The organism is Cytophaga hutchinsonii ATCC 33406 (genome assembly GCF_000014145.1).
GTDB classification, from domain to species: Bacteria; Bacteroidota; Bacteroidia; order Cytophagales; family Cytophagaceae; genus Cytophaga; species Cytophaga hutchinsonii.
This window is the reverse complement of sequence record NC_008255.1, coordinates 355236-368852: the sequence shown is the minus strand read 5'-3', so window position 1 is coordinate 368852 and position 13617 is coordinate 355236. Positions and strand designations below refer to the sequence as shown.

11 protein-coding genes are annotated in these 13617 nt (G+C 38.2%); 8 read left to right on the top strand and 3 right to left on the bottom strand.

Going from position 1 to position 13617, the window contains the following annotated elements:
* Window positions 1–316: 316 nt before the first annotated feature.
* The 7 genes from CHU_RS01570 to CHU_RS01540 all read left to right on the top strand — a co-directional run bounded on the left by CHU_RS01570 (window position 317) and on the right by CHU_RS01540 (window position 8559).
* Window positions 317–3295 carry a glycosyltransferase family 117 protein gene (locus CHU_RS01570; RefSeq protein ID WP_041932125.1) on the top strand — a complete coding sequence of 993 codons (2979 nt, stop codon included), beginning with the start codon at window positions 317–319 and terminating at the stop codon, window positions 3293–3295.
* Between the two features lie 118 nt (window positions 3296–3413).
* Entirely contained in the window at window positions 3414–4220 is an 807-nt protein-coding gene (rlmB, locus tag CHU_RS01565) for a 23S rRNA (guanosine(2251)-2'-O)-methyltransferase RlmB (RefSeq protein WP_011583713.1), read from the top strand.
* Between the two features lie 60 nt (window positions 4221–4280).
* On the top strand, window positions 4281–4745 hold the full coding sequence (locus CHU_RS01560; protein ID WP_011583712.1) for a hypothetical protein: 465 nt from the start codon (window positions 4281–4283) through the stop codon (window positions 4743–4745).
* 203 nt (window positions 4746–4948) lie between these two features.
* Complete coding sequence (locus CHU_RS01555) at window positions 4949–5482, top strand: hypothetical protein (RefSeq protein ID WP_011583711.1); 534 nt, start codon at window positions 4949–4951, stop codon at window positions 5480–5482.
* Window positions 5483–5676: 194 nt separating this feature from the next.
* Complete coding sequence (locus tag CHU_RS01550; protein ID WP_011583710.1) at window positions 5677–6327, top strand: carbonic anhydrase; 651 nt, start codon at window positions 5677–5679, stop codon at window positions 6325–6327.
* A gap of 255 nt (window positions 6328–6582) precedes the next feature.
* The gene (locus CHU_RS01545; RefSeq protein WP_011583709.1) at window positions 6583–6894 is read left to right on the top strand and encodes an ArsR/SmtB family transcription factor; all 312 of its coding nucleotides are present in this window, start codon (window positions 6583–6585) and stop codon (window positions 6892–6894) included.
* Window positions 6895–6921: 27 nt separating this feature from the next.
* Complete coding sequence (locus CHU_RS01540; RefSeq protein WP_011583708.1) at window positions 6922–8559, top strand: NADP-dependent glyceraldehyde-3-phosphate dehydrogenase; 1638 nt, start codon at window positions 6922–6924, stop codon at window positions 8557–8559.
* A gap of 81 nt (window positions 8560–8640) precedes the next feature.
* Here CHU_RS01540 and CHU_RS01535 read toward each other — a convergent pair whose 3' ends face one another.
* The 3 genes from CHU_RS01535 to CHU_RS01525 are packed head-to-tail and all read right to left on the bottom strand — an operon-like array spanning window position 8641 to window position 11313.
* Window positions 8641–9717, bottom strand: coding sequence for a mannose-1-phosphate guanylyltransferase (locus CHU_RS01535; protein WP_011583707.1), 1077 nt, complete (start codon window positions 9715–9717; stop codon window positions 8641–8643).
* Between the two features lie 57 nt (window positions 9718–9774).
* Window positions 9775–10305, bottom strand: a complete 531-nt coding sequence (locus CHU_RS01530) for a lysozyme inhibitor LprI family protein (protein ID WP_011583706.1) — start codon at window positions 10303–10305, stop codon at window positions 9775–9777.
* A 39-nt stretch (window positions 10306–10344) separates the two neighbouring features.
* Window positions 10345–11313 carry a KpsF/GutQ family sugar-phosphate isomerase gene (locus CHU_RS01525; RefSeq protein ID WP_011583705.1) on the bottom strand — a complete coding sequence of 323 codons (969 nt, stop codon included), beginning with the start codon at window positions 11311–11313 and terminating at the stop codon, window positions 10345–10347.
* An 88-nt stretch (window positions 11314–11401) separates the two neighbouring features.
* On the opposite strand from CHU_RS01525, the gene recQ reads away from it, so the two are divergent.
* Window positions 11402–13579 (top strand): DNA helicase RecQ, encoded by a 2178-nt coding sequence (recQ, locus tag CHU_RS01520; protein ID WP_011583704.1) that lies wholly within the window; start codon window positions 11402–11404, stop codon window positions 13577–13579.
* The last annotated feature ends 38 nt before the right edge of the window (window positions 13580–13617 follow it).

The following is a 13617-nucleotide window of genomic DNA, read 5'->3' as shown; positions in this document are numbered from 1 at the left end:
TATTCTCCTATAGACACCTCCCTGTTTGATTTATTAATTATATAATACTAGTAAAATACCTTAAACCGTACAACTAAACAGGATTTCATACGGTTTGTCATACAGGTACTTCAATTGAAATAAACTGACAGGTAGCTTTTTACAAAGAACCTGAACACTAAAAGGAAGGAGTCTTACGTTTTAGAAACCGGTGCGATTTTGTTATAAAGCAAAAAAGAGCGGAGCGCCATACTCAATTTTAAACCTTTAAAAGACGTTCCGTAAGCCTTTTTTTAGTAATTTCGCACCTTATCGATTTTTATCAAAAACCGAAGTGATGACTTACAATAGAATCAACAATCTTGTCGGGTGGCTCGTATTTCTGATCGCTACCTTTGTTTACGTTTCAACTATGGAACCAACCGCCAGTTTCTGGGACTGCGGAGAATTTATTTCAACCTCTTATAAATTGATGGTGCCACACCCGCCGGGCGCACCGATATTTTTATTAGTTGGCCGTTTCTTTTCATTATTTGCCAGCGATCCACAGCATGTAGCGTATTGCGTGAATTTAGTTTCTGCTTTATCAAGTGCATTCACTGTGCTGTTCCTGTTCTGGTCTATCACAATGATTGCAAAAAAACTTGCTAAAACGGACCAGGGATTCTTCTCAACCGGACAGATCATTTCTGTTATGGGCGCAGGTGTTGTAGGCAGCTTAGCGTATACCTTCTCTGACTCAGCATGGTTCTCTGCTGTAGAAGCGGAAGTGTATGCCATGTCTTCTTTCTTTACAGCAATCGTTTTCTGGGCGATCTTAAAATGGGAAGCACATTCAGACGAAGCTGCTTCTGAGCGCTGGCTCATCTTTATCGCTTACCTGGTTGGTCTTTCCATCGGGGTTCACTTACTGAACTTAACCGCTATTCCTGCGTTGGCTTTTGTATACTATTTTAAAAAGTATGACAAAATTAATATCACAGGTTCATTGGTTACCTTATTAATAAGCGTTGTATTATTAGGTGTTGTAATGGTTGGTATCATACCAGGCCTTCCATCTATTGCATCAAGCTTTGAATTGTTTTTTGTAAACTCAATGGGCTTGGGCTTTGGTTCAGGTGTTATTACGTTTATGATCCTTTTGGTAGGTGGTCTTTCTTATGCTATTTACTACTCTCAGAAAACAGGCAAACGTTTATTAAACATTTCTCTTTTATCCTTAGGCTTTATTCTGATCGGTTATTTTTCTTACGGTATCATTGTTATCCGTTCGCATTACAATCCGCCGATTGATATGAACGACCCGGAGAATGTTATGACATTCACTTCGTATTTAAAACGTGAACAGTACGGCGACCGTCCGTTGCTGAAAGGACCAAACTTTACGGCAAAAGTTCAGGAGTACAAAAAAACGAGCCCGGTATATGTACCTGTAAAAGATGCAAAAGGAAAAGATAAATACATCATCTCGGATTATAAAGTAGAACCGGTATACAAACAAAAAGACATGGGGCTGTTCCCGCGTATGTACAGCAATCAGCCTGGTCATCCGGAACAGTACAGAAGCTGGATGCACTTCAGCAAAAACCATGTGCCTACCTTCGGTGAAAATATTTCATTTATGTTTACTTACCAGATGGGCCATATGTACTGGAGATATTTCTTATGGAACTTTGCAGGCCGTATGGGCGACGAACAGGATTCGTCCTGGTTAGGACCAAACAACTGGTTTACACTGGATGCGGATACGTCTCAATTTGCAAGCAAGGCGCGTAACAATTTCTTCCTGCTTCCTTTAATTGCAGGGATGCTGGGCTTCAGTTTCCAGATCACACGTGACTGGAAAAACGGAACCATTGTTGCCATGCTCTTCTTCTTTACAGGTTTAGCAATTATTATTTATTTGAATCAGCCGCCAACAGAACCCCGCGAACGTGATTATACATTTGCGGCATCGTTTTATGCGTTCTCCATCTGGATCGGTTTATGCGTTGTTTTCCTAACCGAAACGTTTGAAAAATATGTCCTGAAAAATAAAACTGTTGCAGCATCTGTTGCAAGCCTTGGCCTTCTCGTTGTTCCGGCACTTATGGGTTCTGAAGGCTGGGACGATCACGACAGAAGCAAACGTTATTACCAGGTTGAATCTGCCCGCAATTTATTGAACAGCTGTGCACCAAACGCTGTATTATTTACCGGCGGCGATAATGATACGTATCCGTTGTGGTATGCGCAGGAAGTTGAAGGCGTTCGAACAGATGTACGCGTTTGTAATTTAAGTTTATTAAATACAGACTGGTACATCAAACAGATGCAGAGCAAAGCGTACTTGTCTGATTCATTACCGATCGGCTTAACACCTGATCAATACAGACAAGGTACTAATGACTACATTTATTTAGATGGCGAGAGCTATGAAAAAAATAAAAATGCGATCATCAACCTTCCTATTTTCCTTGACCTTGTTAAGAAAAAAGACAGACAGGTAACACGTATTTATAACGACAACGAATTGAGTGTTTATCCGACACCTAATTTCTTATTGCCGGTTGATACAGCAGCTGTAGCGAAATCAGGAATTGTTCCTGCTAAGTTTGCGCCGTTCATTACACCACAGATAGCGTTTACCGTTGAAGGCGGTGGTATGGATAAGCGTACCTATGCGATCCTGAATTTATTGGTTAATAATAACTGGAAACGTCCGGTTTATTTCTCTACTACTTTATCACCGTCTGATTACATCGGCATGCAGCGGTACCTTCAATTAGAAGGGATGGCATATCGCCTGCTTCCGGTTGAAGTGCCGGGCGGAAGCCAGGGCTGGATCAATACAGATCTTATGCTTAAGAATATGATGAAGTATGAATTCACAAACCTGGATGACCCGAACGTATTCTACGATGAAAACTATCAGCGTTTCACTATCAATACAAAAAGCCAGTACTATACGCTTGCAGGCCAGTTGATTCAGGAAGGAAGAAATAAAGAAGCAAAAGATGCCATCTTATATTGCTTTACAAAAATTCAAAGCCCTGCTATCCCGTATGATTATCTGAATGCCTATATGGTTGGCCAGTTATTTAAGATCGGTGAAAAAGAATTAGCCTTTAAATATGCTACAGATATTAAGAAGTATACACAAGGTGTGATCTCATATATTAAAGCGGATAACATTAAAGAAACAAATAAGAAACGTACAACAGCTATTACCTTACAGGTATTAGCTCAAACACTGAAAGATAATGGTTACACAAAAGAGGCTGAAGACATAGAAGCCTTCCTGGTTGAGTCGAACTTAAATAAAGAAATCAGATAAATAAAAAATCCCCCGATAGCTCGGGGGATTTTTTACGCTCTATACAAACCGGATGTGCATACAGGATGCACATTCACAGAATATAAAAATAGCGTGCTGCCTGTGCAGCATATTGAACATGGATAGAAACTACCCAAAGAAACGGTTTTCTTCGTCATACGATGAAAACAAACCTGCTAACGACAAAGATATGATTTTCGGGATCCGCCCGGTGATTGAGGCTCTGGAAGCTGGCAAAGAAATCGACAAGATCTTAATACAGCGAAATATTGAACAGGCAGTTGTTCAGGAATTGTTTGAATTAGCGAATCGTGTTAAAGTACCTGTGATAAAAGTTCCGGTTGAAAAACTGGACCGCGTAACGCGCAAAAATCACCAGGGTGTTATTTGTTATTTATCGGCTATCAATTTTGCTTCGTTAGATAACATCGTATCTGCCTGTTTTGAAAGCGGCAAAAACCCATTGCTGGTAATGCTTGACCGTGTAACAGATGTACGTAATTTTGGTGCAGTTGCACGGAGTGCAGAGTGTTTGGGAGTGGATGCCATGATCGTTCCTTCAAGAGGTGCCGCTCAATTAAACAGCGATGCGGTTAAAACATCTGCCGGTGCGTTATACCACATTCCGGTTTGCCGTGTGGATCATTTGATCGATACGGTAAAATATCTTAAACAGTGCGGCCTGCGCATTATCGCATGTTCAGAAAAAGCAAGCATCAATGTATACGACGAAGATCTCACCGACCCATGTGTTATTCTGATGGGCAGCGAAGAAGATGGAATCAGCATGGACCTGCTGCGGTATGCAGATGCACATGTTACCATACCTATGAGCGGACATATTAACTCTTTGAATGTTTCCGTTGCAACCGGCATGATCTTATCAGAAGTAACAAGACAGCGATTGAAACAACAATCAAAATAGTACGTATCAAACAACATACATGCAATACCTGCACGTATGTTGTTTGATATAATTTTTTAAATGATGAACGCTTCAAATACTCTTTCGGGGAAATGGCTAGGCAGCTTTAATTATGACCCTGAATGCATGATTCTTTATCCTGAAAACCATCCCGACACAACTTTCTGCCTGCAGCTCTCCGATAACAGTGGATCATTGACTGGTACTTGTATTGATGATGAAGTAAAAGGTATCATGAAAGGCATTATAACTGTTAGCGGGTTTGCTGATGGTGATATTATAAGCTTTACAAAACAATATCCCTGTTTTTATTTTATGAATGAAGATGGGAAAATACAAATAGACGATTCAAAAGTACATCCGCCAGTAATTTATTCAGGTGTTTATGATGCGGAATCCGACACCTATTCAGGTGAATGGGAAATGACACTCACGACCGAAAATATACAAGGCGAATGTTTTGATGAAATCATTTTTGGTTCCTGGATCATTAGAAGAGCTGCCAGCAATACATCTATGCAATAACAACTTTGTTATTGCATAGAATTTAATCTCTACTAATAAACACCTATATGAATTCCTATTTTTTAAAAGAGGAAGAAGCTTATGAAATTCATAACAAAAAATATATAAACTGGCTGATGCCCTAAAACTAAAAAACTGATTTAAAATATATTTAACTTGCAGCATCTTTTAAAAATAATTGCACTTTTTAACCCTGTTCCGTCATGGATATTGTAGAGTATTTGTTATTTATTCCATTACTGATTTATGGTATTGCGCTCAGCGATCTCTTCGGGCAATGGAAACACTTTATGGATTCCTCGTCCTGGTATACGCCTTATCTTATTACGCTGATAATGGTTACAGAAATCGGTGTACACAACGTATTCATCTTTTTTAAATTTTCCCCACAGCTTAGCCATATAACGTATTTCGCTTACTGGCTTTATCTGTTCCCGCCTTTGGTATTTTTGCTTATGGTAAACTGCCTGACGCATGTAGATGATTATTCAGATACGGAAGCTTTTTTTACCTCCAGAATAAAACCGATTTTTCTTTTATTGGCAGCTTTCATAAGCATGCATTTCACTCCGTTTGTGAATTTTGATCATCAAATCTGGCTGCCGCGTTTAATGGCCATTATCTTATGTATTATTTATGCTTTCTGGCCTAAAAACAGTGTATTCTATTCTTTAGTTGGCGTATGGCTGTTTTCAATCAGTACAAGATATTATGCTATATATATACAAACTTCTTAATATCAACGCATAAAATGCGTTGATATTAAGAAGTTTGTTCGTTTAATTAGTGTAAATTAAAACAGAATCTGGCCATTCAGGATTCTGTTTTTTAATTTTATGCTATCGATTATCGCATTTTTTTGATATATTCAAAAAATATATCTCCAACTACAGAATTACTACAGAATGTTTATTAAATAAAAAAAATAATTATGCTTGAGTACAACCAAATATTTGAAAACAACCGTAAGTGGCTGGCTGAGAAAAACAGAACAAACAGCGAATTCTTTGATCAGTTATCTGAAGGTCAAAATCCGGATTATCTTTTCATTGGCTGCAGCGATAGCCGTGTAACTGCTGAAGCTATTATGGGTGCTAAACCAGGCGAAGTATTTGTCCACAGAAATATTGCCAATCTGGTACCCAATAACGATAACAGCTCTGCTTCTGTTATTGAATATGCTGTTAAGCATTTAGGCGTAAAACATATTGTTGTGTGCGGCCATTATTTATGCGGCGGTGTAAAAGCAGCGATGCAGAGTGTTGATTTGGGAATTCTAAATCCATGGCTAAGAAACATTCGCGATGTATACCGTTTACATAAAAACGAATTGAATGCTATTGCAGATGAAACAGCAAGATACAACCGATTAGTAGAACTGAATGTTCAGGAGCAGTGTATCAATATTATCAAAATGGCCGTATGGCAGAAAAGATACTTAAACGAAGGCTTTCCGGAAGTGCACGGCTGGGTATTTGATATACATACAGGTAAATTAATTGATCTGGAAATTGATTTTAACAATGCATTAAAATCAATCCGTGAGATTTATGACCTGGGTACTTCTACCGAAAATTTGTAATACCTTGATCTGAAAAAGTGCGTTTCTTATTGCCGTAATACATTATTCCTTGTGTCTGATGTATTACGGCTTTTGTATTTTTCCTCTATTATTTTTCGATTATTAAGCATTGCTGTGTTCTGGGCAAACATAAAAATACCCGCAAATAGTATTGATTATCAAATACAAGCAATTAATTACGAATACTTTTATCACTATTTATTGCCTTTTAAAAATCCAATCGTATCTTTACGATTAGATAAGAAAACTCATTATATGCCGGTTATTAAAGAACAGAATTTATCGTCGGAAGAAGAAAAGCTGGTGCGCATTGCAAAAGCCTTGTCGCATCCCGCACGTATTTCGATCTTAAAGCTGATGCTTGATAAAAACACCTGTTTTTGCGGTGAACTAACAGAAGAAATTGGTTTATCTCAATCTACCATTTCGCAGCACATTAAAGAATTAAAGGAAGCTGGCCTGATCTACGGAAAAGACGACGGGCCAAGAACCTGTTACTGCATAGAGGTGAGCAATTGGGAAAAAGCGAAAGCTCTTTTTTCTTCTTACTTTAACTCATTAAACTAACCTTATTAATCAATACATAATAGTAGTATGAATACTGTAGAAGTTGTAAACGAAAAACTAGCGGCAATATTCCCAAAGGAATCTGATATTCCGGCTGAATATGCCTACGGAGAGCCTGTTCACCAAAAAGAATACCTGGTTAATGGAGAAATAAAAATATGGAGTGGTCCGGTACAGGACATTTTTTCACCTGTTTGCGTTCAGACAGCAAATGGTCCGGAACAAAAATTATTGGGTTCTACTCCCCTGCTTACAGAAACAGAAGCAACAGATGCGTTGAATGCTGCAATCGGTGCATATAAAAATGGTACCGGCGAATGGCCGACTATGTCTGTTGAAGGCCGTATCCGTGCCATGGAGAAGTTTGTTAAAGCCATGAAATCAAAACGCACAGAAGTGGTAAAAACATTGATGTGGGAAATTGGTAAAAACATTAAAGACTCTGAAAAAGAATTTGACCGTACGGTAGAATATATTTTAGATACCATTGAGGCATACAAAAAGTTAGACCGTACTTCTTCAAACTTTCAGTTTGAGCAAGGCATCATCGGAAAGATCAGACGGAGCCCGCTTGGTGTTGTATTGTGCATGGGACCATACAACTATCCGTTAAATGAAACATTCACAACCTTGATTCCGGCGTTAATCATGGGAAATACCGTGATCTTCAAGCCAGCTAAAATTGGTGTATTGCTGCACCGCCCGTTACTTGAGGCATTCAGAGATTCTTTCCCTAAAGGTGTAATCAATGTAGTATTCGGCCGCGGCCGTGCTACCGTTGGACCATTGATGACAACGGGAAAAATTGATGTGTTAGCTTTCATTGGTACAAGTAAGTCTGCAAACATCATGAAGATGCAGCATCCAAGACCAAATCGCTTACGTTCGGTTCTTGCCCTGGAAGCGAAGAATCCGGCTATTGTTTTAAACCACGCAGATCTTGATCTTGCTGTAAAAGAATGTGCATTAGGTTCTTTATCCTATAATGGCCAACGTTGCACGGCATTAAAAATTATTTTCGTTCAGAAAAATGTTGTCGATACATTCATCAACAAATTCCTGAAAGAAGTTGAAGGATTGAAGTGGGGTATGCCATGGGAAAACGGCGCACAGATCACACCTTTACCAGAGCCGGAAAAACCAGGCCTGTTAAAGGAATTGATTGAAGATGCGGAAGTACATGGCGCTAAAGTAATCAATGCAGGCGGCGGTACTATTGAGCATACCTTCTATGCCCCGGCAGTGGTATATCCGGTAAACAATAAAATGAAATTGTATTACGAAGAACAATTCGGACCTGTTGTTCCGATTGTTGCTTACGATAAAATTGAAGAAGTTATTCAGTACATGGTTGAATCAAATTACGGCCAGCAGGCAAGTATCTTCGGTACAGATAATGATGAAATGGCTACGTTGATTGATAATCTCGTAAATCAGGTTTGCCGTTTGAATATTAACAGTCAATGTCAGCGTGGTCCGGATGTATATCCGTTCACAGGCAGAAAAGATTCAGGAGAAGGCACGTTATCTGTTTCAGATGCGCTGCGTACATTCAGTATCCGTTCTATGGTTGCAGCAAAAGAAATTGATGTGAACAAGGAAATGTTAACAGACATTATTAAAGAACGTTCTTCTAAATTCTTATCGACAGATTTTATTTTCTAGTCAGAGAATTTAATATACACCCAATAAAAAAACCATTCCGATCGGAATGGTTTTTTTATTTTACAGAAAGAATAAACAGTCTTACACGAACCGTTTATCCTGTGTTGCTTTTACATCTGAAACAAAATCTTTCACACGTTGCTCATTCTCCTTGCGGCAGATCATCAGTACATCGTCAAACTCCGCTACAATATAGCCTTCCAGGCCTTCAACAACTACAAGTTTATTTTTAGGTGTTTTTATAATAGTATCTTTAGCATCATACGTAAGTACATTACCGTCTATTACATTTCCATCATCATTCTTAGGCATATTTTCAAACAATGATTTCCATGTACCTAAATCAGACCAACCGAAATCGGCCAGCATTACATACACATTGTCTGATTTTTCCATGATCCCATAATCAATAGAAATATTGCCGCAACGGGAATATGCCTTATTAATGAAATCATTTTCTTTATCCGTCCAGTATAATCCGCTCCCTTCCGTAAACACCTCGTCCATTTCAGGCAAGTGTTTTTTAATGGCGTCTACAATTGTCTGTGCATTGAATATGAAGATCCCTGCATTCCAGACAAACTCACCGCTTTCAATAAATTTAATAGCCAGTTCAAGCGCCGGTTTTTCAGTAAATGTTTTTACCTTTTTAATACGGAGTTTTTTCTCATCGATATACTGAATATATCCATAACCTGTATCAGGGCGTGTTGGCTTCATTCCCAATGTTATAAGAATATCAGCCTGCTCTGTAGCCTGAAGTGCTTCAACTATTACATTTTCAAACTCTTTTTCCTGCAGAATAATGTGATCAGATGGAGCAACAACAATATTTGCATTTTTATCACGCTGCAATATTTTATAAGAAGCATATGCCAGACATGGGGCTGTGTTTCTGCCAATAGGTTCAGCAAGAATCTGGTGATCCTGTAAAAAGGGTAATTGCTCTTTTACTAAGCCAACATAATCCTTATTTGTAACAATAATGATATTTTCCGGCGGACAAATATTTTTAAATCTGTTTACCGTCTGCTGAATAAGGGTAGCACCGGTACCAAGTACATCGTGAAACTGTTTCGGATATTTTGTCCGGCTAAACGGCCAGAACCTGCTTCCTATCCCCCCTGCCATTATTACGGCATAATTATTTATATCCATGTTGTAGGTAATACTTAACCAAACGTTAAGTGTTTAATTATAAAAAGATCTGATGCGTTATTTATTTTTCGAATTCTCTTCGATGTGTTTAAACAATTCAATCACGCGGGCTTTGGTTAACTCCAGATGTTCTCTTGCTTTGGCAATCTCTTTTGTTTTTGCATCACCGATATGTTGCTCATTATAAAATTTTTCAGTCATGACAATTTCTTCATCACGGTACTTAAGCCATTTTTTTTGCGCTGCAGTTAACAATTTTTTTCCTTCATCATCGTGCAAGCCTAATAATGCTTTATAATATTTATTCATTAAAATATCATATTCTATTTCAGAATCAACAATTGCTGTAACGAGCTCTGCCTGAGACGTATCAGCAGTCAGCTTTAACTGAAGCAATTTTTCAATTTTAAATGTATCTACGATAAACGTGGTTCTAAGGACCGTTTCTTTTTTGTCAATTAATTTTGCATGCAATAAAGATGCTGCGCTGTCTGTCTTATATTTCAACCGGTTAAGATCTGCGTCCGAAAGCTGAGCAAACGTTGAATAAGATATGCATACAAGTAATGCTACTAAGGTGCTTTTCATAATAATTATATTTTATCGAGACTAATGACTAATAGTAAGTTAAACAATTCCTTCTTTTAATAAATCATGTATATGAATAAATCCAGCAAAATTTTCATTTTTCATAACAATCAACTGTGTAATATTTTTAGACTGCATAAGCAGCATGGCAGAAGCTGCAAATTCATCTGCGTCAATTGTCTTGGGTGCTTTGGTCATAATATCAGCTGCACATAACTGTTTGAATGAATCATGTGCATTTAACATTCTTCTCAAATCTCCATCTGTAATAATACCTTGCAAAATTCCTGCCGAATCTACAACAGCTGCAGCACCTAAACGTTTGGATGAAATTTCAAGAATAACATCCTTAACCGTTGCATCCGGTGCTACCATTGGTTTTTCATTTGCAGTGTAGACGTCATTTACGCGTAAATACAATTGTTTTCCTAATGCGCCGCCCGGGTGCAGCTGAGCAAAATCTTCACTGCTGAAATTTCTGCATTCCAATAAAGCAACCGCCAACGCATCACCCATTACAAGCGTAGCCGTAGTACTGGTTGTAGGAGCAAGGTTATTGGGGCAAGCCTCACGCTCTACAGTAACGTTTAACACATAATCAGATTGTACTGCCAGGTATGAATCTACATTCCCTACCATTCCAATCAAAATGGTGCCTCTGTTTTTTATCAATGGTACTAAAACTTTGATTTCTGGTGTATTTCCGCTTTTGGAAATACAAATTACCACATCACCACCCTGGATCATTCCTAAATCACCGTGTATGGCATCTGCAGCATGCATGAATAAAGCAGGTGTACCGGTTGAATTCAGGGTTGCTACTATCTTATTGCCGATGATGGCACTTTTACCGATGCCAGTAATTACAACTCTTCCCTTACATGACAGGATTGCGTCAATAATATGCTGAAAATCATCATTAATATGATTGACCAGATTTTTTATTGCTTCAGATTCATTTAATATTACATCTGTTACAATGGATACGATATTTTTTGTTAACTTCAATTTAATGAATATTTTATGAGAGTTTTTTACTCATGTTAAACTCAAATATAAGAATTTCTCTTTGTAACATAGGTATTCCGTAATCATTATGTTAGTAGAAACAGACGTGGAAGTCATAAATAAGCTAAAATCTGTCTTTGGTTATGACAGGTTTAGAGGGGAACAAGAAGAAATTATCAACAATGTTTTAAGTGGTAAAGACACTTTTGTTATCATGCCTACGGGGGCGGGGAAATCATTATGCTATCAGTTGCCGGCCATCAGTTTGCCGGGTGTGGCTATCGTTATTTCACCGTTGATTGCCTTGATGAAAAATCAGGTAGACCAATTAAATGCTTTTGGTGTAAACGCACAGTTTTTAAACTCTACATTAACGAAAGCGGAAATAAACCGTGTAAAAAAAGAGACGCTTAACGGCGAAATCAAATTACTCTATGTTGCCCCTGAATCTTTAACAAAAGAAGATAATATTCTTTTCTTAAAGAAAGCTGCTATTTCTTTTGTTGCTATTGATGAAGCCCATTGTATTTCTGAATGGGGTCATGATTTCAGACCTGAATACAGAAAAATTCACAGCATCATTGAGAGCATTAATAACAATATTCCAATCATTGCTCTCACAGCAACAGCTACGCCTAAGGTACAGCTTGATATACAGAAGAACTTACAGATGGATGATGCTGTTTTGTTTAAGTCTTCGTTCAACAGAGAAAATTTATTTTATGAAGTAAGGCCTAAAGGCGATACTAAAAAGAAATTAATAAAATTCATTAAGGCACGCAAAGGACAATCCGGCATTATTTATTGCCTGAGCCGTAAAAAGGTTGAGGAAATAGCGGAACTGCTTCGTGTAAACGATGTAAAAGCATTGCCCTACCACGCTGGGCTGGAACCTGCCGTACGTATGGGAAACCAGGATGCTTTTCTAAATGAAGATGCGGATGTAATTGTTGCTACCATTGCCTTTGGTATGGGTATTGACAAACCCGATGTGCGTTTTGTTGTGCATTACGATACACCTAAATCGTTAGAAGGATATTATCAGGAAACAGGGCGTGCCGGCCGCGATGGAAACGAAGGCCACTGCCTGATGTTCTACAGCATGAATGACATCATTAAACTGGAAAAGTTTAATAAAGATAAAACGGTAACGGAGCGCGAAAATGCACGTCAGCTGTTGAACGAAATGTCTTCGTACGCAGAATCATCTGTGTGCAGAAGAAAACAGCTGTTGTTTTATTTCGGTGAAAACCTGGCAGATGATTGCGGTTTTTGCGACAACTGCAAAAACAAAAAAGAAACATTTGAAGCACAGGCACATATTAAGCTGGCGCTGGAAGCTGTAAAGCAGACACAAGCACGTTTCAGCATTAATCACCTGGGTACGATTCTTTGCGGTATAGAAAACGAATACTCACTGAGCTACAAGCATACAAGCCTTCCTGTGTATGGTAAGGGCGATTATGAAAGTTTATCTTTCTGGAATTCCATTTTCAGACAATCCTTATTGATCGGCCTTCTTTCAAAAGATATTGATAACTACAGCATCGTTTCAATTTCAGAAAAAGGAGAAGCCTTCTTAAAAAATCCAACATTGATCTCTTTTTCAAAAGATCATAATTTTGATAAAGAAGAAGTTGCAGAAGAAGATGAAATTGCAACATCGAAAAATGCGTTTGATGAAGAGCTGTTTAATATCCTAAAGGCCTTACGCAAGCAGGTTGCTAAAGAGCGCAACGTACCGCCGTATGTTGTCTTTCAGGACCCGTCACTGCAGGAGATGGCAACGGTGTACCCGGTTGATACGGAAGAACTAAGCAATATTGTAGGTGTAGGTAAAGGTAAAGCAACTAAATTCGGGAAACCATTTATTGAGCAGATTCTGAAATATGTAAACGAACACGATATTGTTTCTGCCAAAGATGTTATTGTAAAATCATCTGTAGATAAATCAAAAATAAAGATCTACGTTATTCAGCAGGTAGACCGTAAAGTTGATCTGGAAGAAATTGCCCATGCTAAGAAAATAACCATGACAGAGCTGCTTCAGGAAATGGAGCACATCTGTTATTCCGGCACAAAATTAAATCTGGATTATTATATCGATGACTGCATTGATGAAGACAAGCAGGATGAAATATATGACTATTTTATGCATGCAGAAAATGACAATGTGCATGTTGCCTTAGAAGTGCTTGGTCCGGATTTTACGGAAGAAGAGGTTCGTTTTATGCGCCTGAAATTCTTATCTGAAATTGCCAATTAATTGATTTCAATGCTTATTATAGAACGCCAAAGATAATC